This window comes from Stenotrophomonas sp. SMYL86 (genome assembly GCF_036320025.1).
Classification (GTDB): domain Bacteria; phylum Pseudomonadota; class Gammaproteobacteria; order Xanthomonadales; family Xanthomonadaceae; genus Stenotrophomonas; species Stenotrophomonas maltophilia_A.
Genome location: NZ_JAWIRU010000018.1, coordinates 41,153 through 62,279 on the forward strand (window position 1 = coordinate 41,153; position 21,127 = coordinate 62,279).

21 protein-coding genes are annotated in these 21,127 nt (G+C 66.2%); 7 read left to right on the forward strand and 14 right to left on the reverse strand.

Features of this window, described 5'->3' with window-relative positions:
* Positions 1-139 precede the first annotated feature (139 nt).
* Positions 140-1,555 carry a deoxyribodipyrimidine photo-lyase gene (locus V3B64_RS17345; RefSeq protein WP_121503708.1) on the reverse strand — a complete coding sequence of 472 codons (1,416 nt, stop codon included), beginning with the start codon at positions 1,553-1,555 and terminating at the stop codon, positions 140-142.
* Between the two features lie 109 nt (positions 1,556-1,664).
* On the opposite strand from V3B64_RS17345, the gene V3B64_RS17350 reads away from it, so the two are divergent.
* Positions 1,665-2,249, forward strand: a complete 585-nt coding sequence (locus tag V3B64_RS17350; protein ID WP_329914584.1) for a hypothetical protein — start codon at positions 1,665-1,667, stop codon at positions 2,247-2,249.
* Positions 2,250-2,268: 19 nt separating this feature from the next.
* Here V3B64_RS17350 and V3B64_RS17355 read toward each other — a convergent pair whose 3' ends face one another.
* From V3B64_RS17355 to V3B64_RS17370, 4 genes are read right to left on the reverse strand one after another with little or no spacing between them, the layout of a single operon-like run.
* On the reverse strand, positions 2,269-2,883 hold the full coding sequence (locus V3B64_RS17355; protein ID WP_329914585.1) for an inorganic diphosphatase: 615 nt from the start codon (positions 2,881-2,883) through the stop codon (positions 2,269-2,271).
* A 10-nt stretch (positions 2,884-2,893) separates the two neighbouring features.
* The gene (locus V3B64_RS17360; RefSeq protein ID WP_329914606.1) at positions 2,894-4,243 is read right to left on the reverse strand and encodes a metallophosphoesterase family protein; all 1,350 of its coding nucleotides are present in this window, start codon (positions 4,241-4,243) and stop codon (positions 2,894-2,896) included.
* A 14-nt stretch (positions 4,244-4,257) separates the two neighbouring features.
* Positions 4,258-5,373 carry a phytase gene (locus tag V3B64_RS17365; RefSeq protein ID WP_329914586.1) on the reverse strand — a complete coding sequence of 372 codons (1,116 nt, stop codon included), beginning with the start codon at positions 5,371-5,373 and terminating at the stop codon, positions 4,258-4,260.
* Positions 5,373-7,934 (reverse strand): TonB-dependent receptor, encoded by a 2,562-nt coding sequence (locus V3B64_RS17370; protein WP_329914587.1) that lies wholly within the window; start codon positions 7,932-7,934, stop codon positions 5,373-5,375. Before V3B64_RS17370 ends, V3B64_RS17365 begins: the two co-directional genes overlap by 1 nt.
* A gap of 167 nt (positions 7,935-8,101) precedes the next feature.
* Between V3B64_RS17370 and upp the strand changes: the two genes are divergently transcribed.
* Positions 8,102-8,734, forward strand: a complete 633-nt coding sequence (gene upp, locus V3B64_RS17375; RefSeq protein ID WP_005409099.1) for a uracil phosphoribosyltransferase — start codon at positions 8,102-8,104, stop codon at positions 8,732-8,734.
* 146 nt (positions 8,735-8,880) lie between these two features.
* Entirely contained in the window at positions 8,881-9,174 is a 294-nt protein-coding gene (locus V3B64_RS17380; RefSeq protein ID WP_032130275.1) for a PsiF family protein, read from the forward strand.
* A gap of 85 nt (positions 9,175-9,259) precedes the next feature.
* On the opposite strand, the gene V3B64_RS17385 is transcribed toward V3B64_RS17380, so the two are convergent.
* The 8 genes from V3B64_RS17385 to V3B64_RS17420 all read right to left on the reverse strand — a co-directional run bounded on the left by V3B64_RS17385 (position 9,260) and on the right by V3B64_RS17420 (position 15,301).
* A complete protein-coding gene (locus V3B64_RS17385) occupies positions 9,260-10,147 on the reverse strand; it encodes an MBL fold metallo-hydrolase (protein ID WP_121503714.1) in 888 nt (295 codons plus the stop codon).
* Between the two features lie 120 nt (positions 10,148-10,267).
* Entirely contained in the window at positions 10,268-11,998 is a 1,731-nt protein-coding gene (gene ggt, locus V3B64_RS17390) for a gamma-glutamyltransferase (protein WP_329914588.1), read from the reverse strand.
* On the reverse strand, positions 11,995-12,276 hold the full coding sequence (locus tag V3B64_RS17395; protein WP_004153175.1) for a YfhL family 4Fe-4S dicluster ferredoxin: 282 nt from the start codon (positions 12,274-12,276) through the stop codon (positions 11,995-11,997). The genes ggt and V3B64_RS17395 overlap by 4 nt, the downstream gene beginning before the upstream one ends.
* A gap of 132 nt (positions 12,277-12,408) precedes the next feature.
* On the reverse strand, positions 12,409-12,900 hold the full coding sequence (locus V3B64_RS17400) for a hypothetical protein (protein ID WP_004153167.1): 492 nt from the start codon (positions 12,898-12,900) through the stop codon (positions 12,409-12,411).
* A 60-nt stretch (positions 12,901-12,960) separates the two neighbouring features.
* Positions 12,961-13,470 carry a pantetheine-phosphate adenylyltransferase gene (gene coaD / locus V3B64_RS17405; protein ID WP_032130277.1) on the reverse strand — a complete coding sequence of 170 codons (510 nt, stop codon included), beginning with the start codon at positions 13,468-13,470 and terminating at the stop codon, positions 12,961-12,963.
* 26 nt (positions 13,471-13,496) lie between these two features.
* A complete protein-coding gene (rsmD, locus tag V3B64_RS17410) occupies positions 13,497-14,075 on the reverse strand; it encodes a 16S rRNA (guanine(966)-N(2))-methyltransferase RsmD (protein ID WP_014036813.1) in 579 nt (192 codons plus the stop codon).
* A gap of 133 nt (positions 14,076-14,208) precedes the next feature.
* Positions 14,209-14,754 (reverse strand): hypothetical protein, encoded by a 546-nt coding sequence (locus V3B64_RS17415; RefSeq protein WP_125895128.1) that lies wholly within the window; start codon positions 14,752-14,754, stop codon positions 14,209-14,211.
* The gene (locus tag V3B64_RS17420; RefSeq protein WP_329914589.1) at positions 14,732-15,301 is read right to left on the reverse strand and encodes a hypothetical protein; all 570 of its coding nucleotides are present in this window, start codon (positions 15,299-15,301) and stop codon (positions 14,732-14,734) included. Before V3B64_RS17420 ends, V3B64_RS17415 begins: the two co-directional genes overlap by 23 nt.
* A gap of 310 nt (positions 15,302-15,611) precedes the next feature.
* Between V3B64_RS17420 and htpG the strand changes: the two genes are divergently transcribed.
* Positions 15,612-17,504 carry a molecular chaperone HtpG gene (gene htpG / locus V3B64_RS17425; RefSeq protein ID WP_329914590.1) on the forward strand — a complete coding sequence of 631 codons (1,893 nt, stop codon included), beginning with the start codon at positions 15,612-15,614 and terminating at the stop codon, positions 17,502-17,504.
* 321 nt (positions 17,505-17,825) lie between these two features.
* Here the strand turns inward: htpG and V3B64_RS17430 are convergent, their stop codons facing one another.
* On the reverse strand, positions 17,826-18,125 hold the full coding sequence (locus tag V3B64_RS17430) for a flagellar basal body protein (protein ID WP_329914591.1): 300 nt from the start codon (positions 18,123-18,125) through the stop codon (positions 17,826-17,828).
* Between the two features lie 129 nt (positions 18,126-18,254).
* On the opposite strand from V3B64_RS17430, the gene ftsY reads away from it, so the two are divergent.
* From ftsY to V3B64_RS17445, 3 genes are all read left to right on the forward strand, one after another.
* On the forward strand, positions 18,255-19,541 hold the full coding sequence (ftsY, locus tag V3B64_RS17435) for a signal recognition particle-docking protein FtsY (protein ID WP_329914592.1): 1,287 nt from the start codon (positions 18,255-18,257) through the stop codon (positions 19,539-19,541).
* Between the two features lie 81 nt (positions 19,542-19,622).
* On the forward strand, positions 19,623-20,747 hold the full coding sequence (mutY, locus tag V3B64_RS17440) for an A/G-specific adenine glycosylase (protein WP_329914593.1): 1,125 nt from the start codon (positions 19,623-19,625) through the stop codon (positions 20,745-20,747).
* 5 nt (positions 20,748-20,752) lie between these two features.
* A complete protein-coding gene (locus tag V3B64_RS17445) occupies positions 20,753-21,022 on the forward strand; it encodes an oxidative damage protection protein (protein ID WP_329914594.1) in 270 nt (89 codons plus the stop codon).
* The last annotated feature ends 105 nt before the right edge of the window (positions 21,023-21,127 follow it).

Below are 21,127 nucleotides of genomic sequence, written 5' to 3' on the forward strand. Positions count from 1 at the left end.
GAGGTTCTCCTTGGTTTCCGGTCGGCCGGCGGCCTGCGGGCGCAAAGAGAATAAACAGCCCGATGCGATGCCGGAATGATGATCGGGCACGTCGACAGGGCCGCGTTCAGCTAACTGACCAGATCGCTCAGCCCGCACGTTACCCCGCTCCCGACTGCCGGTAGGCAGCCAGCGCGGCATCGCGGCCAACCGCCAGATCCACCAGCGGCGTGCGCGGATAGCCCGGGGCATGCGCGGCCAGCAGCAGCGGATGCTGCCACGGCGCGAAGCGCGCCTTCACCGGCAGCGCGGCCAGTTCGGGCACCCAGCGGCTGATGTAGCGGGCCTGGGGGTCGAACTTCTCGGCCTGGGTGACCGGGTTGAACACGCGGAAGTAAGGCGCGGCATCGGCACCGGTCCCGGCCACCCACTGCCAGCCCATCGTGTTGTTGGCCAGGTCGGCATCGACCAGGGTGTCCCAGAACCAGCGCGCGCCATGCAGCCAGTGCGCGCGCAGGTGCTTGCACAGATAGCTGGCCACGATCATCCGCACCCGGTTGTGCATGTAACCGGTGTGCCACAGCTCGCGCAGGCCTGCATCGACGATCGGCACGCCGGTGTTGCCTCGCTGCCAGTCGTGCAGCTGCGCGGCACTCGGTGTGGCCCACGGGAAACGGTCAAAGCGCGGGTTGAGGTTGTCGGTCGGCGTCTTCGGGAAGTGATGCAACAGGTGGTAGGCGAAGTCACGCCAGCCGAGCTGGCGCAGATAGCCGTCGATGTCGGCGTCGGTACCGGCACTGCGCAGGCCTTCCAGCGCATGGGCAATGCGCCACGGTGCGATCTCGCCGAAATGCAGGTGCGGCGACATCCGCGAGGTGCCCACGCGATCTGGCAGGTCACGCTGCTCGCGGTAGCCGCGCAGCGCACCGTCCTCGAACACGGACAGCGCTTCCAGCGCACCGGCTTCACCCGGCTGCCAGTGCTCCCAGAAGCCGGTATCCCAGTCCAGCGTCGGTGCCAACTGGAGATCATCCAATGCCAGGCTGTCGACCGCGTGCGTCGCCAGTGCCTTCGGTGCAGCCTGCAGTGCGGGCAGGCGCCAGTGGCTGAGTACGTTGCGCCAGTATGGCGTGAATACCTTGTAGGGCTGGCCCTGCTGGGTGGCGATGTCCCACGGCTCGAACAGCAGGCCGCCATTGCAGCTCTGTGCGTCGATGCCCTGCTCGCGCAACGTGCGCTTGATGGTGGCGTCGCGTGGCTGGGTGGCCGGTTCGTACTTGCGGTTCCAGTACACCGCCTCGGCGCCGGTCTGCACGATCAGCAACTGCAGGGCCGGCAGGCTGTCACCGTTGCGCAGCACCAGCGACGAACCGCGCACGCGCAGGTCGGCGTCCAACGCGGCCAGTGAACGGTGGCGCCACGCATCGGAGGCCGCGCCAGGCACCCACTCGCCCTCCTCGTGCGGCGCGTGGACGTAGACCGGCACCACATCGTGACCCGCGTCCAGCGCGGCCTGCAGGGCCGGATTGTCCTGCAGCCGCAGATCACGGCGGAACCATACCAACGCTACCGACACAGACACCGCCTTCGTTGTTGAAGGCGGACATGATAGCCAGCGGCGGTGAAGGCGTTGCACGCAGACGCCGTCTGCTAGGCTGCTGGGCCGCTCCTCGTTGGACCCCGCCATGGATGATCTGTACGCCTCATTCGCCCGCTTCGGGCTGCTGCGGGCCCAGCACGAAGGTGACTGGCAGGGACCGTTCCCGTTACCACCGGTGCTGGCGTGCTTCTACGCGCAGGTGGGACCGCTGGGTCATGAGATCAATGCGAAGGTGGGCAACTCCGGAATCACCATTCCGGGCCTCGATGTCTGGATACCGCCGCTGCGACGCGTATGGAGTCACCAGGCCGGCTATCGCTGGCATGGCATCAGCGGCGAGCCGATCGACAACTGGCCATCGAACTGGCTGGTGATTGCCGATCGCGGCGCCGATCCGTTCATCCTCGACCTGGATGACGGCCGTGTGCTGTTCAGTCACCACGGTGCGGGCCTGCTGGATGCCGGCGAGGTCACTACCGATGTGCCGACCTTGATGGCGGCTCTGGCTGCTGCAGGCACGGTGTACCTCGATGCAGGCGATGACCTCTACAACGACGAAGACGATGGTGGCATCCGTCCTGAACACCAGGAGGCAGCCGTACAGGCGGTGGCCCGGGTACTGGGCGACCACCTGCAGGCCGAGTCGTTCATCGAGACGTTGCTGGACTGAATCCACGCATGGCGTGGATCTACTTTTGGAAGCGCTCCATCGCTTCACTGATCAGCGCGCGGGCTTCGGCGGCGTTGCCCCAGCCGTTGAGCTGCACCGGATTGCGTCCCGCCGGCAGGTCCTTGTAGACCCGGAAGAACGCCTCGATGCGCTGGCGCTCGACCTCCGGCAGATCCGCAAGGTCGCGGATGCTGGCGTAGGTCGGGTCGACCTTGTCGGTGGGCACGCCGATGATCTTCTCGTCGTGCTCGCCGCCATCGATCATCTTCAGGTAACCGATCGGCCGGAAGCGCACGATCACGCCCGGATGCAGCGGTTCACGGGTCAGCACCAGCGCGTCCAGCGGATCGTTGTCGCCGGCCAGGGTGCGCGGCATCGAGCCGTAGTTGGCCGGATAGGCGACCGGCATCGACTGGAAGCGGTCCACATGGACCAGGCCGTCTTCCTTGATCTCGTACTTGGTGAAGCTGCCGGCCGGAATCTCCACCGCCAGATTCACCTCCTGTGGGGCCTGCTTCGGCTGGGCCACCAGGAACGGATGCAGTACGGTATCGGCAGCGGTCACCGCACTGACCAGCAACAGCAGGGCGGCACCGATGGCGGCGAGCGGAAGGATGCGCCGGGGCGTGGTCATATGCGTCTTCTCACTCCCAGCAGCGGTCGGCACGACCCTTGGCGGTCTGCGCGCGCGGGCAGTCGCGTGGCGTGATGCGACCTTCGGTCAGCTCCGTGCGCTGCTTACCACCCTTGGCATCACGGCGCAGTTCGAAGGCATCGTAGAGACGGCCGGTCACCGTGCGTGCTTCATAGCGCAGGTGCTGCGGATCAATGTTCAACACCTGGAACAACTGGGTATCCTCGGCCACCGGATCCATCGTCCTGCGTGCTTCGTCGGAAAGGCGGTACTGCTTCGGCCCGGCCACGGTCACCACGTACTGCGGCGTGGCGGCCTGCCCTTCACCGCGACGGCCATAGGTGTGATCGTGGCCCTGCAGCACCAGGTCGACGTTGTGGCGGCGTACCACCGGCAGCAGCACGTCACGCAGCGCAGCGTTCTCGCGGCCTTCGCGGGGTGAGTAGAACGGCTGATGCAGCAGCACAATGGTCCACGGCTGCCGGTTGCCGGCCAGGACCTTGTCCAGCCATTGCGCCTGTGCCTTGGCGGTGCCGAGGTCGAGTGCCGAGGTGCCATCGACCACCGCCACGCGTACACCCTGCGCATCGAACCAGTAGCTGGTCTGCTGCGCGGCAGTGGCGCCATTGCCCGGCAGCGCGAAGGTCACCGGCCAGTGCCGGCCCAGCACGCGACGCTCCTGCGGCGTGTCCTCGAATTCCTCGAAGTACTCATGGTTGCCGATCGCCGGGGCCACCAGTGTTTCCTGCCCCAGCCATCCGGTGGCGGCAAACCACTCGCCCCATTCGCTGTCGTCCATGTTGTCGCCGCCGCTGACCAGGTCACCGGCGAACAGGCTCATGCGCGCCTGCGGTGCAGCCTTCTGTGCGGCACGCACCACGCGGCTGACATGGCTGACGTTCTTGTTCTGGGTATCACCGAAGTACAGCAGGGTCAGCGGCTTGTCGGCCGCGGCCAGCGTGCGCAGCTGGTTCCAGGCGCTCCAGCTGCCATTGCCCTGCACGCGGTAGACGTACTGGGTGTCCGGCTGCAGGCCAGCGATGTCGGCACGATGATGGTGCGACAGCCCGTTCTCGGTCTGCAGTGCTCGCGTCGTCGCACGCACCTGGCGGATGCCCTCGATGGCCGGCGAATCCCCGGCGAGGGCAATCTCGAGCAGCGGTGCCTGCACGCTGCCGTCAGTACGCCAGGCCACGGCGAAACCGTGGCTGGGATCCACCGCCGGCGAGGCGACGATGCGATCCGGCACCGGCGTCGCTGCGTAGTGGCGGCTGCCCGCTGGCACCTGGGTGTTGGGTTCGGCCGCTGCGAACGACAGCGACGGCAGTGCCAGCAGCAGGCCCAACGCCAGCGTGCGCATCACGCACTGCCGGCTCATGCGCCACACTCCAGCGGCAATGCCAACTGCTTGGCGATGCTCTCCCAGTCGAACGCCACCACGCCCTGGTCGTCATGCACTGCATACAGTGCGCCGTGCGGGAAGCGCGCACTGGGTTGCTGCATCATCCAGATGCCGTCGGTGTTGGCCACGGTATTGCCCTGGAACGCGCCCACCGGCTTCAGCGTGTGCCGGTCGAACAGATGGAACACGCTGCGCTGCTTGCCCTGTTCGGTGGTGATCCACCAGCCGTCCTTGCCGCAGGTACGCAGGGTCACACCTTCGGCCTGCGCCTTGAACACGTCGCGACCGAATGTGGTGCCGGTGAAGCGTCCAGCAAGGGTGTAGACCTTGAACTCGCTGGCGTAGCTTTCATCCTCTTCGGCGATCAGCAGGCGATCATTCTCCGGGTCGCCCCAGATCGACTCGACCACGCGCAGCGCACCGGCTTCGCTGGTGTCACCGATGCTGGCCACCAGCTTCGCCTCGACCTTCGCACCGTCGCGGGTCACGTGGTACTGGCGCACGCGCTTGTCCAGCTCGGCCAGCGGCGGCAGGATGTCACGCCCCTGCGCATCCTCGCCGTTGTCCCAGGAGTCGGTAACGTAGACGCTGTAGCCATCGGCACGGCGGTCGACCCACAGCCCGTACGGCTTGCGCAGGTCGTCCGCAGCGAACGTCGCCAGCGGCGCGAAGTCCGGCAGGCTCAGCACCTGCATGCGGTGATTGTCGCGCTCCACGATCCACAGCAGGTCGTCGATTACCGCGATGCCGTTTGGGCGGTCGAACTGCCCCGATGCGGTGCCGCTGCTGCCGACGTCACGCAGGTGCTGGCCGGTGCTGCCGTCGTAGACCACCAGCTTGTCGGTGGCCTTGGCGGTGGCGATCAGCCACAGCGCGCCGTCCGGCGCGCGCCAGGCCGCCGGCGAGTCGATGTTGTCGGCCGGGGTCATCGGTGACAGGAAGGCTTCGGCGATGGTGGTCACCGTTCGCGCGCCCCCGGCTTTCGCTGCCGTGGGGGCCGCGGCCGGATCGTTGCCGGTGGCCGGCGTGCAGCCGGCGGCCAGGGTCGCCGCGAGCGCGACCGCCAGGACGGTGATGCCACGCCCCATCACAGTGCCACCTTCAGGCCGAGCGCGTAGGTACGACCGTATTCTTCCATCTGCAGGGTGCGCGAGCGCGTGCCCTGGTACAGCTCAAGCGGCTTGTCCAGCAGGTTCTGCGCCTCGAAGTACATGCTTACGCGCGGGGTGAACTTGTAGTCCAGCGAGAAATCGAGCTGGGTGTTCGGCGCAACGTAGATGTCGAACGCCCGGCCCTTGCCGATGCTGTCCAGGTACTCGCTGCGGTATACCGCCGCCAGGCGTGTACTTACACCGTACTTTTCATAGCCGATGTGTGCGCTGTAGACATGCTTGGAGGCGCGCGGCAGTGTGAAATCCTCGCCTGCACGGTCCTTGATGCCGGCATCGAATTTGGTATCCAGCCAGGTGCCACTGGCACCGACCAGCAGGCCATCCAGGCCGTCCGGCAGGAAGGCCAGCTGCTGCTGCCAGTTGAATTCCGCGCCACGCACGGTGGCCTTGCGGCCATTGATCGGCTGGGTCACGTCAAAGCCGCCATAAGCGGGATCATTGGTCCGCACCGTTTGCACGATGTAGCCATCGATCGACTTGTGGAACAGGCCAAGTGAAACGATACCGGTGCTGCCGATGTACTTCTCCACCGACAGGTCGATGTTCTTCGACTCGTACGGATCCAGTTCCGGATTACCCAGGCGCACTTCCTCGTCGCCGCGGCTGTAGCCCACGCGCGGCGAGATGTCACCGAAGGACGGGCGCGATACGGTCTTGTTGGCTGAGGCGCGCAGCACCCAGTCATCGGCCGCGTCGTAGCGCAGGTGCAGGCCCGGCAGCACGTTCGTGTAGCTGCTGTTGGCCACCCTCGGGGTGACGGTGAAGCTGCGGCCGTTGGAGGCCACGTCCACCTGATTGCCGACCGCCTTGAACTGGGTGTTTTCCACGCGCACACCGCCGATGATGCGCAGCGCGCCCACGTCCCAGGTGCCCATGGCGTAGCTGGCGAAGATGTCTTCGCTGGCCACGTAGTCCTCTTCCAGCGATGTCATCGCGTTGCCACCGGCATCCTGGGGACGGGCGCTGTACTGGCCGCCATTGGCCGCCCAGAAGGCACGCATCGCGGCCGAATCCATGCCGTCACCGAGGTTGCCGTGGCGGTGCTCCGGCGAGGAGGTGCTCCAGCTCGACAGCGCCACCTTCGGGCCGACACGCAGTTCGCGCTCGTCCACATTCACGTCGCGGTCGCGCCAGCGGCCCAGCAGGCCGAACTTGATGCTGCTGCTGTCGCCGTCGAAGCGCACGTTGACCTGCGCGCTGTGCTCCTTGTCGTTGACCTGCTTGGGTGAGAGCACGAAGCGGTCGAACGCGTAGTTGCTGTTGTCCAGCCACTGCGGGTTGTCGAAACTGTAGCTGGGCAGGCGGCTGCTTTGGTCCAGGGTGCCGTTGAAGGCCTTGCCGTTGAGCTTGAAGCGCGCCTCCATCTCGTCGTTCACGCGCTCTTCGGTACGGGTGTAGCCGATCCGGTAATCGACCACGGCGTTGGTCAGCTTGTTCTCGCCACCGAGACTGGCCGCGAAGGTGTTCTCCTTCTTGGTGCGGTAGCGCATGCGCTTGTCGATGGAATCTTTCGGCATTCCATCCAGGCGGTACTGGTCGGTGCCGGTCTTGACCATCTTCGCGTCGTCGAAGTTGAAGATCACGCGCTGGCGGGTCTCCGCATCGTCGAACTGGCTGTACAGCGTGCGCAGGAAGTACTTGCTGTCTTCATTCGGGCGCCAGTCGAGGTTGAGGTTGGCACCGATGCGCTTGCGCTCGATCTCGTACTTGCGGTGCTGCAGGTTGATCGCGGTGACATCGCCGGGGACGGCATCGTCCTCGCCGTCATACTCCACTTCGGTGTTGTCCGACTCGAACCTGCGCTTCTGGTAGTTCACGCCCAGCGCCACGCCGAAGGTGTCGTTGAACACTTCGCTGTAGTTGAAGGCGGCCTTGGGGCTGGTCTCGCCGGACAACTGCTGGTGGCTGCCTTCGATCTTGCCACGCAGGCTGCGACCGTTGCGGTCGAAGGCCGAGGCCGACTCCACGAGCACGGCGCCACCGATGGCATCACCCGGCATGTCCGGGGTCGGCGACTTGACCACGCGCAGGCGCTCGGTGGAGTCGGACGGGATCACGTCCAGCGGTGCGGCGCGGCTGGAATCCTCCGGCGTACCGATGGCGATGCCATCCACGCTGACGCTGTTGAGGTTGGCGTCCAGACCACGGATGACCACGAAGCGCCCCTCGCCCTGGTCGCGGGTCACGCTGATGCCCGGCAGGCGCTGCAGCGACTCGGCCACGTTCTTGTCCGGGTACTGACCCAGGGCATCGGAGGACACCGCATCCTCGATGGCGTCGCTGCTGCGCTTGAGGTCGACCGCGCGGATCTGCGATTCGAGCTGGGCGCGCACTTCGATGCGGTCCAGGTCGACCGCATCAGCGGCCACGGCGCCGGTGGCGGCTACCGCCTGCTGCCCGGCCGCCTGCAGCGGGGCTGCGGCCCCCATCGCCAGGGTCAGCGTGATGGCAACGGCCAACGGAGTCTTGATATGCACTGGGAATCCCCATTCCTGTTAAGAATGGGTCTGCACGGTATGTCCGCAAGGTTGCATGGCCGTGACATGCGCCTGCACATTTCGAGTAACGCCGCTCCGGGCCAGGTTTGGGTTCGGCCCGCCGATCCGGCAAAATGGCGCCCTCTCTCCTTTTCCCCTTCCCGACCATGAAGATCGTCGAAGTGCGCCACCCGCTGGTGCAGCACAAGATCGGCCTGATGCGCAACGCTGCGCTCAGCACCAAGGATTTCCGCGAACTGGCCAACGAGCTGGGTACGCTGCTGGCCTACGAGGCCACCGCCGACCTGGACACCGAGCCGCACACCCTGCCCGGCTGGGCCGGCCCGGTCACCGTGCAGCGCATTGCGGGCGCCAAGATCACCGTGGTGCCGATCCTGCGCGCCGGCCTGGGCATGCTCAGCGGCGTGCTGTCGCTGATCCCGGCGGCCCGTGTCAGCGTGGTCGGCCTGCAGCGCGATGAGGAAACCCTGCAGCCGGTGCCCTACTTCGAGCGCCTGACCGGGCGCCTGGAAGAGCGCGACGCGCTGATCCTGGACCCTATGCTGGCCACCGGCGGTACCCTGATCGCCACCATCGACATGCTCAAGCGTGCCGGCGCCCGCCGCATCAAGGGCATCTTCCTGGTGGCCGCGCCGGAAGGCATCGAGGCGGTCAAGGCCGTGCACCCGGACGTGGAGATCTACACCGCGGCCATCGATGCCCAGCTCAACGACAAGGGCTACATCCTGCCGGGCCTGGGCGATGCCGGTGACCGCATCTTCGGTACCCGCGTCGGCTGATCCGAAGAACCGGGGTCAGAGCCCTTTCGCCGCGAAAGGGGTCTGACCCCAACAGCGCAGGCCATCGCGGCCGCGTTGCGATTCTTCACGTGCTCTTGGCGCCGGGAAGCGAATGCTCCGCGCACCCGCCACCCTTGGAGCTCCCGATGAAAGCCTCTTTCCTGCTGGCCGCCGTCCTGCTGGTCGGCCTGCCCCTGGCTGCCAATGCCACCACTCCGCAGCAGCAGCGCATGGCCGAATGTTCGGCCAAGAACAAGGGGCTGAAGGGCGATGCCTACAAGACTGCACAGAGCTCCTGCCTCAGCGGCCACGCCGCCGACGCCAAGCCGGTCAATACGCAGCAGGAACGCATGCGCAAGTGCAACGCTGACGCGGGCGCCAAAAAGCTGGCCGGTGATGCGCGCAAGACCTTCATGAGCAGCTGCCTGAAGGCGTCGTAATGGTCGTGTCCGGATAAAACGCCATCCACGCATGGCGTGGATCCACGGACATCAGTGAAAGGCCGGGCATTGCCCGGCCATGCCATTAGCCCAGGGCGCGTGCCTTCAGCTCACCCTGCTCGTGCAGGGTCACGAAACGCCCCTTGTCATCCCTGCCAAGCTGCGCCAATGCCACCTGCGGGTCGTGGGTGAAGAACAGCCGCACGTTGCGCGCCAGCTTGTCTTCCAGGAACTGCCGCTTCTCGTCGATCAGCAGCTCGGCATTGCGGTCATAGCCCATGGTGATCGGCACGTGTACCCATGAGCGGCCGGGGATCAGGTCGGCACAGAACACCACGCCACCATGCGCACTTTCGCCTGTATGCGCGTGACCGACGATCTCGGCCAGCATCAGCCCCGGTGTATGCCCGTCGCTGTAACTGAAGCGCACGCTGCGGCCGAGCGCCTTCGAGTACTCCCCGTCCACCACTTCCAGCCGGCCACTGGCCTGCAGCAGGCCCGGCAGTTCCGGAATGAAGCTGGCGCGATCGCGCGGGTGTGGCTGTACGGCGCGCTGCCAATGCTGCGCGCCGACCACATAGGTTGCGTTGGGGAACAGCAGCTCGGGCTCACGTCCTTCGCTCCATGCCGCCAGCAGGCCACCGGCATGATCGAAATGCAGGTGGCTGAGCACCACCACGTCGATATCCTCGTGTTCGAAGCCGGCTTCGCGCAGCGAATCGATCAGCACGTGCTGGCTTTCCTGCACGCCGTAGCGCTCGCGCATGCGCGGATCGAAGAACGCGCCGATACCGGTTTCAAACAGCACCGTCTTGCCTTCCAGCGGGCTGGCAAGCAGCGCACGGCAGGCCAGCTCGATGCGATTGAGCTCGTCCGGTGCCGCCCATTTTTCCCACAACGCGCGCGGCGCGTTGCCGAACATCGCGCCGCCATCAAGGCGCTGCGAGTTTCCACGAATAGACCAGAGTTTCATGTGTCGATTATCGGCGCCGGCTCGTTAAATAATCGCTAGAAGGGAAACAGAAAACCCCGCCGGCAAAGGCGGGGTTTCGATAATCAGCCGGATTGCCGGCCCGCAGCCGGCACCACCGGATCAGTGTGCCGGCACCACCTGGGCACTGCCGACCGGATTGCGCGGGTCGCTGCCGCCGAACAGCTTGTTGGCCCTGCGGTCCCATTCCACGGTCTGCAGGTTGCCCCACACGTGGCTGGAACCGCGGCCACCCGCGGCGACATTGCCCGGCAGGTCGATCTTGTGGCCCATCGCCTGCAGCTGCTTCACCGTCGCCGCGTCGAACGCATCGTCCTCGGCTTCGATCAGGTCCGGCAGCCACTGGTGGTGGTAGCGCGGCAGTGCGGCAACCTGCTGCGCATCCAGGCCGTCGTCGTAGCCGAGGATGCCCAGCAGCACCATGGTGATGATGCGGCTGCCACCCGGGGTGCCCAGCACCACCACCTTGTCGGCGTTCTCCATGAAGGTCGGCGTCATCGAGCTGAGCATGCGCTTGCCCGGCTTCGGCGCATTGGCTTCATAACCCATCACGCCGAACGCATTGGGTGTGCCCGGCTTCAGCGCGAAGTCGTCCATCTCGTTGTTCAGCAGCACGCCGGTGCCCTTGGGAATCAGCCCCGAGCCGTACAGCAGGTTGACGGTCTGGGTGGCGCCGACGCGGTTGCCGTCGCGGTCGATGATCGAGAAGTGCGTGGTCTCGTCGTCTTCCAGCGGCGTCGGGTTGCCTGACAGCAGGTCGCTGGGCGTGGCCTTCTCCGGATGGATGGTCGCCCGCAGGCCCTGTGCATAGTCCTTGCTGGTCAGCACCTTCTGCGGGATCTGCACGAAGTCCGGATCGCCGAGGAAGAAGGTGCGGTCGCGGTAGGCGCGACGCATCGACTCCACCACCAGGTGGGTGCGGTGCGCCGGGTCCATCTTCTTGATATCCCAGCCTTCCAGGATCTGCAGCATGCTGGCCAGCGCGATGCCACCGGACGACGGCGGCGGCGCGGTGGTGATCTTCCAGCCGTTGTAGTTGAACACGATCGGCTCGCGCTGCTTCACGCGGTAACCAGCCAGCTCTTCAGCGGTCCACTTGCCGCCGGCCTGCTTCACGCCGGCCAGCAACAGCGTTCCGGTCTGGCCCTTGTAGAAGCCATCGAAGCCACCTGCGGCCAGGCGCTCCAGCGTCTGTGCCAGCTCCGGCTGCTTGAACAGGTCACCGCTGGCGATCGGCTTGCCGTTGCGCAGGTAGACCTCGCGCGTGCCGGGATAGCGCTCCATCACTTCACGGCGCGAGGCATAGCCCTTGGCCATGCGGTCATACACCGGGAAGCCTTCGCGCGCGATGCGGATGGCCGGCTGCAGCGAGGCCGCCAATGGCAGCTTGCCGTGCTTGGCCGACAGCTCGACCAGCGCTGCGGGCAGACCAGGAATACCGGCCGACCAGGCACCGTTGACCGAACGATCACGGTCGAGGTTGCCCTGCTTGTCGAGGAACGCCTGCGGGGTTGCTGCAGCCGGCGCGGTCTCGCGCGCATCCAGCATCACATCCTTGCCGGTGGCCGCATCGTGCAGCAGGAAGAAGCCACCACCGCCCAGGCCGGAACTGATCGGCTCGACCACCGCCAGCGTGGACGATACCGCCACCGCGGCATCGAAGGCGTTGCCGCCCTGCGCCAGGATGTCGATGCCCGCCTGGGTGGCCAGCGCATGGCCGCTGGCAATGGCCGCGCCATCGGGGCGCTCGGCACGGGCCGGGCTGTCGGCCCAGGCAATCGGGCTCAGCAGCAGGCCGAGCAGCAACAGGGGGCGGACGATCAGCGTCTTCATTCGGATGGGGGCTCCGCGTAGAGTTCGGGGTGATCGTGCTGCAGCTGGCGCAGCTTGGCCAGCAGCTGGTCTTCCGTTTCCACGATCTCCGGGTCCGGGTCGATGCACTCGACCGGGCAGACGACCACGCACTGTGGCTCGTCGAAATGACCCACGCATTCGGTGCAGCGCGCAGGGTCGATCACGTAGATGGTTTCACCCATCGCAATGGCCTGGTTCGGGCAGGCCGGCTCGCATACGTCGCAGTTGACGCAGAGCTCGTTGATTTTCAGCGACACGGCGATACTCCTCGCCCGCGCCCTGGGACAAAGGACCGGCCAGCGCGGGCGCGCGGGCCGGTCAGGTCATCAGCGGCGCCCTTGCAGGACGCCGCCCGGGCCATGCCGGAGCATGGCCGCCATGGCTCGGTATTACTTGGCTTCGACGAAAATGTATTCGGCACCGGTCGGCTGGATCGCAGCCTGTACGCGGGCGTTGTCGGCCGACTGGCCGATGAAGACGACGCGCACGCCCTTCATCGAATCCGGCGACACGTCCTTGAACACGGCCTGGATCATGTCAGCCATCTTGCCCGAGGCCGACGAACCGAAGGCCAGCATGTTGCCCGGCTGCACGCCACGGGCCACGGCCTGGGTCGCGCTCTCGGTCTGGCGCTCGTACTTGGCCTGGAAGTCCGGGTCCGATTCCGGCGAGAGGTAGTACAGGAACGGGCTGTTGGTGATGTTGCCCATGTTCTGGATCGCCACTTCCTGCAGGTACTTCTTCCAGCCTGCATCGTCGTCCTTGGACGGAGCGACCAGGGCCTGCTTGGCCTCGTCGACCGGAGCGGCCTCTTCCTTCTTGCAGGCGGTGAAGGCCAGGGCCAACGAAGCGATCAGCATCGCGCGCATGGTGGTGTTCATCGGTTTCCTCCCGGAATGGTGCGTGGTGTTGTACGTAATGGGGTGCGGGTACAGCGGGGCTTACGACTGTGCCGACTTCGCTTCGCGGACCTTGCGCAGGGCTTCGAGCACCGCGGCCGGCACGAAGCCGGACACGTCGCCGCCCAGGCGCGCGATCTCGCGGACCAGCGAGGACGAAATGAAGCTGTGCTGCTCGGCCGGGGTCAGGAACAGGGTCTCGACCTCGGGGATCAGGTGCCGGTTCATGCTGGCCATCTGGAACTCGTACTCGAAGTCGGACACCGCGCGCAGGCCGCGCAGCAGCACCCCGCCCTGGACCGAACGTACGAAATGCGCCAGCAGGGTATCGAAGCCGATGACCTCGACGTTGCTGTGGTGGGCCAGCGCGCCACGCGCCAGCTGCACGCGCTGCTCCAGCGGCAGCGCCGGGCCCTTGGACGGGCTCTGCGCCACGCCGACCACGACCTTTTCGAACAGCGGCGCGGCCCGGCTCACCAGGTCGATATGGCCGTTGGTGATGGGGTCGAACGTGCCGGGGTAAACGGCGATGCGGCGGTTGGCCACGGTCATGGGCGGTTGCAGATGTTCAGATGAGATCAAAGTGTAGCAGTGGCGCGGCGGTACAGGGCAAAGCGCACCTCGCGGGTGCCACCCTCGCGGTGCAGCAGCCAGTCCGGCGGCAGCACCGGCACGTGGCCGGCCGGCGATTCCAGGTACAGCCAGGCATCGGCGGCCAGGTGCCGCGGCAGCTGGGCCAGCACGTCCTGCCACAGGCCGTCGGCGAACGGCGGGTCGATGAAGACCAGATCGGCCTGCTGCGCCGGCGCGCCCTGCAGCCAGCGCAGGGCATCAGCCTGCACGACGCTGATCTGGTCGGAGGCCTGCAGCTTGGCCACGGCAGCGGTCAGATTGCGTCCCAGCTGCGCATCGCGTTCGACCAGGGTGGCGTGTGCGGCACCGCGCGAGACCGCCTCCAGGCCCAGTGCGCCACTGCCGGCGAACAGGTCCAGCACGCGGGCCCCACCGAGCCTGGGCATCAGCCAGTTGAACAGGGTTTCGCGCACACGGTCGCTGCTGGGCCGCAGCCCTGGCAGGGTCGGCACCGGCAGGCGGGTATTGCGCCAGCGCCCGCCGATGATGCGGACCTGGCCGTCATTGCCGCCACGGCCGCTCATCGGCGCCCCCGGCGGGAGGTATTCGAGAATTTCAGCATGAGCGGGATTGTAGTCGTCCGGGCAGCGCCCGGGGATGCGTCGAATCAACGGTCACCGCAGGTCACCTGGGGGGCATGGGACTCCAATGTCGGGATCACGCTCCAGCCAGGTCGACTCCATCGCTCTGAAACATCCGCGCATTGACCAGACTCTCTACGAACTCGGCCACTTCCCAAAGGTCATGAGGCTTGATCTTCGCCGGGGACCAATACTGTCCATGGGCAATCCAGTGCCGAAGCTGGAATGCACTGTTGATACGGTCGTACTGGTGATGGGTCAGCACACCCTGCTGCAGCCAGGCCTTGACGATGTCGTCCATGAGCGCGGCCTTGTTGCGCTTGCGATTGAACAACCTGATGAGGACCCTGGACAGTCCATCCTTGAGCTTCAGACGCTTTCTGTTTGCGTAGTCCAATCGGAAACATGCTTCCAGAAAGGCCAGCAACGCCATCATGTCCCGGTTTTGCTGGACTTGGACGCATGCCTTGCGGCGCTTTTCGAGCTCCTGCCGGGATAGGTCCGAGTTGTCAGGATTGTCTTCGGAAAAGAGCAGGTCGATCGCTGCGCGTGTGGTGGCGTGATGTCCCATCACGTGCATGTAATTGGGAAGATCGGGATTAACGACGAGCGGATTGGCCACGGGCAACATCCATGATGGCCGACTGCAGTGCTTCCGGATCCAGAGCGCTGTAGCGGATCAGGGGCGGAGAGGTGGACACTTTCCAGACGTACGCGGCCAGATCCATCGGTTTCGGCTGCTTGTCGGGGCGAGCCCCTTCGGAAGCGGTCGACCCGACAAGTATCGGTCGATCTGCATCCGGCAAGGTCAGCACGAAGCGGACTTTGCCGTGCGGCCCCACGAGGTCCACACGCCCAGGCGACCCCAGCAGGATCGTCCCTACCGGAACGAAGCGTACGCTGCTGTTTCCCAGCTCGATGTTCAGACTCGGCACTTCGTAACTGCCCAGCAACTCTTCACGGAGCTCCATGCTGGACACACGTACCCCCATGGCGCCGCGCTCTATGTACGGAAAAAGAATTTCCTGGACAGTCGCATAGAGAATCTGGATTTTCTCCAGCCATTGAGCCTTACGCTCAACCAAGTTGCCGCGTTCGGCCTTCCCTGCATTCTGCTCCCTGAGGAACTGATCGAAATCCAGATGCCTTGTCATGGTGATTATCGCCATCGAACCGCCCCGCAGAATTGTCTCACGACCCTGACCGGCTTTCCTGGGCAAGACAAGAGATTGAATACGACAATCTGGGCGCCCCCCTTTGGATCAGCCCATCGTGTGCCTGGCTGACGCGACCCTGGGGCTGACCGACCGCCTTGAGCAGGGCCAAATCCGACCCACGCGAGTGATGGCAGCGAACGGTCAAGGCAATCCAACGCGATTCACGCCCCCCCCCGCTCGCCCCCTTGATTTCGGGACAATCAGCCATACCCCTTGGCGAGGCCGCACGCGCTGGCGCGGCATTGCACACGGAGCCTTATCGATGACCGAGACCACCCAGACCGAAACCCTTGGCTTCCAGACCGAAGTCAAGCAGCTGCTGCAGCTGATGATCCACTCGCTGTACTCCAACAAGGAGATCTTCCTCCGCGAGCTGGTCTCCAACGCCGCCGATGCCGCTGACAAGCTGCGCTTCGAAGCCCTGACCCAGCCGGCACTGCTGGAAGGCGACAGCGAACTGCGCGTGCGCGTCAGCTTCGACCCCACCGCCCACACCATCACCATCGAAGACAACGGTATCGGCATGAGCCGCGCCGAAGCGATCGCCCACCTCGGCACGATCGCAAAGTCCGGCACCGGCGATTTCCTGCGCCAACTGTCCGGCGACCAGAAGAAGGATTCGCAGCTGATCGGCCAGTTCGGCGTCGGCTTCTACAGCGCCTTCATCGTCGCCGACGAAGTGGAAGTGACCTCGCGCCGCGCCGGCCTGGCTGCAGGCGAAGGCGTGCGCTGGACCTCGCGCGGCGAAGGCGATTTCGAGGTCGCCACCGTCGACAAGGCCGAGCGCGGCACCCGCATCGTGCTGCGCCTGAAGGACGGCGAGCACGACTTCGCCGATGGCTGGCGCCTGCGCAGCATCCTCAAGAAGTACTCGGACCATATCGGCCTGCCGATCCAGATGCCCAAGGAAGACGCCGAAGAAGGCGCTGCCGGCGAGTGGGAGACCGTCAACCGCGCCAGCGCGCTGTGGACCCGCCCGCGCACCGAGATCAGCGACGCCGAGTACACCGAGTTCTACAAGCACGTGGCACACGACCACAGCGATCCGCTGGCGTGGAGCCACAACAAGGTCGAGGGCAAGCTGGAGTACACCTCGCTGCTGTATGTGCCCGGCCGCGCACCGTTCGACCTGTATCACCGCGATGCACCCAAGGGCCTGAAGCTGTACGTGCAGCGCGTGTTCGTGATGGACCAGGCCGAGCAGTTCCTGCCGCTGTACCTGCGCTTCATCAAGGGCGTGGTCGATTCCAACGACCTGTCGCTGAACGTCTCGCGCGAGATCCTGCAGTCCGGCCCGGTCATCGATTCGATGAAGGCGGCGCTGACCAAGCGCTCGCTGGACATGCTGGAAAAGCTGGCCGCCGACAAGCCGGAGCAGTACGCCACGTTCTGGAAGGAATTCGGCCAGGTGCTGAAGGAAGGCCCGGCCGAGGACTACAACAACCGCGAGAAGGTGGCCGGCCTGCTGCGCTTCGCCTCCACCCGTGGCGACGGCGATGCGCAGACCGTGTCGCTGGCCGACTACCTCGGCCGCATGACCGAAGGCCAGGACAAGATCTACTACCTGACCGGCGAGGGCTACAGCCAGGTGCGCAACAGCCCGCACCTGGAAGTGTTCCGCAAGAAGGGCGTGGAAGTGCTGCTGCTGACCGACCGCATCGACGAGTGGCTGATGGGCTACCTGACCGATTTCGACGGCAAGGGCTTCGTCGACATCGCCCGTGGTGACCTCGACCTGGGCGCGCTGGAAACCGAAGCGGACAAGCAGGAGCAGGAAGCGGCGGCCAAGGACAAGCAGGGCCTGGTCGAGCGCCTGAAGACGGTGCTGGGCGATGACGTGGCCGAAGTGCGCGTCTCGCACCGCCTGACCGATTCGCCGGCGGTGCTGGCCATTGGCGAGCAGGACCTGGGCCTGCAGATGCGCCAGATCCTGGAGGCCAGCGGGCAGAAGGTGCCGGACAGCAAGCCGGTGCTGGAGATCAATCCGGGCCACCCGCTGATCGCCAAGCTGGATGCGGAAGCCGATGGCGCACGCTTCGACGACCTGGGCCGGGTGCTGTTCGACCAGGCCGCGCTGGCCGCCGGCGACAGCCTGAAGGACCCGGGTGCCTACGTGGCACGCCTGAACAAGCTGCTGCTGGAATTGTCGGCCTGATCGAGGCGGTGGTCGCCGGGCATGGCCCGGCGCTACCGGGTGCTGGTGGATGCCAACCTTGGTTGGCATTCCTGCTTTGGTAGGTGCCAACCTTGGTTGGCACTGTTGCCCTGGTAGAGGCCAACCTCGGTTGGCACTGCTGCCCTGGTAGAGGCCAACCTTGGTTGGCGCCCCAAAAGCGTGCCAACCAAGGTTGGCACCTACCAGGGCGGGTCGAGCGTGCCGACCAAGGTTGGCACCTACCAGGCTGGGTCGAAGCGTGCCGACCAAGGTTGGCACCCACCAGGGGGCGGCGGTTGGCACCTGCCAAAACGGTGTTGCTCAGGCGTCCCGATCCAGCAGTGAGCCCAGCATCTGGTCCTGGCGACGGATCACCGTGGCATTGGCGGCGAAGGCCACGACCTCGGCTTTCGCGGCCAGCAGATCACCCAGCGGCGCGCCGGCATCGGCGCCGATGGACGCCACCGAAGCCTGCACCCCACCCTGCTCGGTGGTATTGCGCTGCAACTGCAGGTGCTGGGCACCCGGGGTCGCCAGGTTGGCCACGTTGTGCGCGGCCACCTGCACACCCTGCTGGGCCGCACGCATCCCGCTGAGGGCGATTCCCATCACGTTGTCCATGGCGGTCTCCGGGCCGCACCGCGCAGCCCTCCGGACCGGTTAACGGCCGGTGGGCCGCAACCTTGAGTCCACATCGGCCCGACAGGCCCGAGTGGTAGCATATCCCTCTGATTTCAGCGCCTTTTGCCAATGCTCAGTTTTTTCCGCCGCAAGAAGCCCCAGGATGCCCCCGCAACGGAGGCGCCCAAGACCCAGCACTACTCGGCTGAAGAGCTGGCGGCGGCATTCCCGTCGGCCGCGCCGGTCGAGGACAAGGAGCCGGCGCCGGTAGCAGTACCGGCCGAGCCTGCACCGGTCGAGCCCACCCCGGTTATTCCGGCCCCAGCCGCACCGGTTCCAGCAGCTCCTGCGCCGACGGCTCAGATCGACGTCGCCCCCATCGCGACCCCGGCCATCGAACCAGCACCCGCACCGGTGCCTGAGCCCACCCCGGCACCGGCACCGGTCACCGACGACCTGCCTGCGGCCGCCTCGATCGACGCCGTTCCGGCGCCGGCTGGCAAGCCCGGCTGGCGCGAGCGCCTGCGCAACAGCGTCATCGCGCGCAGCTTTGGTGGCCTGTTCTCGCGCAACCCCAAGCTTGACGACGACCTGCTGGACGAGCTGGAAACCGCACTGATCACCGCCGACGTCGGTGTCGGTGCCACCACCGATCTGGTCGAGGGCCTGCGCAAGCGCATGAAATCGCGCGAATTCGCCGACGCCAATGCGCTGCTGGCCGCGCTGCGCGCCGAGCTGATCGCAATCCTGCAGCCGGTGGCCAAGCCGCTGTTGATCGACCGCAACGCCAAGCCCTTCGTGGTGCTCACCGTCGGCGTCAACGGCGTCGGCAAGACCACCACCATCGGCAAGCTGGCCAAGCGCTTCAAGGACGATGGCCACAGCCTGATGCTGGCCGCCGGTGACACCTTCCGCGCCGCCGCCGTGGCCCAGCTGCAGGCCTGGGGCGAGCGCAACGGCGTGGCCGTGGTCGCGCAGGGGCAGAACGCTGATGCCGCTTCGGTGGCATTCGACGCGCTCCAGGCCGGCAAGGCCCGTGGCACCTCGGTGCTGATCGCCGATACCGCGGGCCGCCTGCACACCCAATCCGGCCTGATGAACGAGCTGGGCAAGATCCGCCGCGTGCTCGGCAAGATCGACCCCACCGCCCCGCACGAAGTGCTGATGGTGATCGACGGCACCACTGGCCAGAACGCGCTGTCGCAGCTGCGCCAGTTCAATGCCGCAGTGAACGTGACCGGCCTGGTAGTGACCAAGCTGGACGGCACCGCCAAGGGCGGCGTGGTGTTCGCACTGGCCCGCGAGTTCGGCATTCCGATCCGTTTCGCCGGCATCGGCGAGCGCCCGGAAGACCTGCGCGTGTTCGACCCGGAAGCTTTCGTCGACGCCCTGCTGCCCGAAGCGCTGGGCGCCTGATACACCGTGCAGCCACGCATGGCGTGGCTCTACTGCATTCCAGTAGAGCCACCCCACGGGTGGCTCCTCTCTGGAACACCGATGCCCCGCCAGCCGCACGCCAGCGCCGGAACCACGCAGACCGATGGCTTCGTCGCCCACCTGCTGCATTGGTTCGACGACCACGGGCGCCACGACCTGCCCTGGCAGCACCCACGCAGCCCCTATCGGGTCTGGCTGTCGGAAATCATGCTGCAGCAGACCCAGGTGAGTACGGTCATCCCGTATTTCCAGCGGTTCCTGCAGCACTTCCCGACCCTGCCCGACCTCGCCGCCGCCAGCAACGACGCGGTGATGGCGCAGTGGGCCGGGCTCGGCTACTACGCCCGCGCACGCAACCTGCATGCCGCTGCGAAGCGCTGCGTGGAACTGCACGACGGCGACCTGCCGCGTGATTTCGATGCATTGCATGCCCTGCCCGGCATCGGCCGCAGCACCGCCGGTGCGATCCTCAGCCAGGCCTGGAACGACCCGTTCGCGATCCTCGATGGCAACGTCAAGCGCGTGCTCAGCCGTTACCACGGCATCGAGGGTTTCCCCGGGCTGCCGGCCATCGAGAAGCAGCTGTGGGCGATCGCCGAGGCGCACGTGGCGCAGGTGCCGGCCGGGCGCATGGCCGACTACACGCAGGCGCAGATGGATCTGGGCGCGACGGTGTGCAGCCGCGCCAAACCGGCCTGCGTGATCTGCCCGCTGCAGGATGACTGCGTGGCACGGCGCGAAGGCCGCACCGCTGAACTACCCACGCCCAGGCCCAGCAAGACCCTGCCCGAGCGCGAGGCCGTTGCGCTGCTGCTGCGCGACGCCCAGCAGCGTGTGCTGCTGCAGAAGCGGCCGGAGACCGGCATCTGGGCGCAGCTGTGGACGCTGCCGCAGGCCGATGCCGGCAGCGTGCTGCAGGACTGGTTCGACGTGCACGTCGACGGCTCGCTGGAAGAGGCCGAAGAGCTGCCAGTGCTGCAGCACACCTTCAGCCACTACAAGCTGCATCTGCAGGTATTGTCGCGGCAGGTACACGGCCTGCGCGTGGAAGAACCCACGCTGCGCTGGGTCGCCAGCGACGAACTGCACGCGCTGGGCCTGCCGGCACCGATCCGCAAACTGCTCGACGGCGCAACGATCAAGACGCCGAAACGAAATTCCAAGAAACCCCGCAACCACGAGTGAATGCCATGTCCCGAACCGTCTTCTGCCAGTACGAACAACGCGATGCCGAGGGCCTGGACTTCGTGCCCTACCCCGGCGAACTGGGCCAGCGCATCTTCAACAGCATCGGCAAGCAGGCCTGGGCTGCGTGGCTGGCGCACCAGACCATGCTGATCAACGAGAACCGCCTGTCGCCGCGCACGCCGGAGCATCGCGCGTTCCTTGAAGGCGAACTGGTCAAGTTCCTGTTCGAGAAGGACGCGGAAAAGCCGGTCGGCTTCACCCCGGAAGCCTGACACACAGGTAGTGCCGGCCGCTGGCCGGCAACCTGGCATCTGCGCGATGCCGGCCACCGGGCCGCCCGACCCCCCCGTGTCGTGGTGTGCTCCGGCGGCGGCCCC

Bases quoted from the DNA above. Each gene is read 5' to 3' on its own strand.
- V3B64_RS17350 (WP_329914584.1), top strand. From the start codon at position 1,665: ATGGATGATCTGTACGCCTCATTCGCCCGCTTCGGGCTGCTGCGGGCC.
- V3B64_RS17355 (WP_329914585.1), bottom strand. From the start codon at position 2,883: ATGACCACGCCCCGGCGCATCCTTCCGCTCGCCGCCATCGGTGCCGCC.
- V3B64_RS17360 (WP_329914606.1), bottom strand. From the start codon at position 4,243: ATGCGCACGCTGGCGTTGGGCCTGCTGCTGGCACTGCCGTCGCTGTCG.
- V3B64_RS17365 (WP_329914586.1), bottom strand. From the start codon at position 5,373: ATGGGGCGTGGCATCACCGTCCTGGCGGTCGCGCTCGCGGCGACCCTG.
- upp (WP_005409099.1), top strand. From the start codon at position 8,102: ATGAAGATCGTCGAAGTGCGCCACCCGCTGGTGCAGCACAAGATCGGC.
- V3B64_RS17380 (WP_032130275.1), top strand. From the start codon at position 8,881: ATGAAAGCCTCTTTCCTGCTGGCCGCCGTCCTGCTGGTCGGCCTGCCC.
- V3B64_RS17385 (WP_121503714.1), bottom strand. From the start codon at position 10,147: ATGAAACTCTGGTCTATTCGTGGAAACTCGCAGCGCCTTGATGGCGGC.
- ggt (WP_329914588.1), bottom strand. From the start codon at position 11,998: ATGAAGACGCTGATCGTCCGCCCCCTGTTGCTGCTCGGCCTGCTGCTG.
- V3B64_RS17400 (WP_004153167.1), bottom strand. From the start codon at position 12,900: ATGAACACCACCATGCGCGCGATGCTGATCGCTTCGTTGGCCCTGGCC.
- coaD (WP_032130277.1), bottom strand. From the start codon at position 13,470: ATGACCGTGGCCAACCGCCGCATCGCCGTTTACCCCGGCACGTTCGAC.
- rsmD (WP_014036813.1), bottom strand. From the start codon at position 14,075: ATGAGCGGCCGTGGCGGCAATGACGGCCAGGTCCGCATCATCGGCGGG.
- V3B64_RS17420 (WP_329914589.1), bottom strand. From the start codon at position 15,301: ATGGCGATAATCACCATGACAAGGCATCTGGATTTCGATCAGTTCCTC.
- htpG (WP_329914590.1), top strand. From the start codon at position 15,612: ATGACCGAGACCACCCAGACCGAAACCCTTGGCTTCCAGACCGAAGTC.
- V3B64_RS17430 (WP_329914591.1), bottom strand. From the start codon at position 18,125: ATGGACAACGTGATGGGAATCGCCCTCAGCGGGATGCGTGCGGCCCAG.
- ftsY (WP_329914592.1), top strand. From the start codon at position 18,255: ATGCTCAGTTTTTTCCGCCGCAAGAAGCCCCAGGATGCCCCCGCAACG.
- mutY (WP_329914593.1), top strand. From the start codon at position 19,623: ATGCCCCGCCAGCCGCACGCCAGCGCCGGAACCACGCAGACCGATGGC.
- V3B64_RS17445 (WP_329914594.1), top strand. From the start codon at position 20,753: ATGTCCCGAACCGTCTTCTGCCAGTACGAACAACGCGATGCCGAGGGC.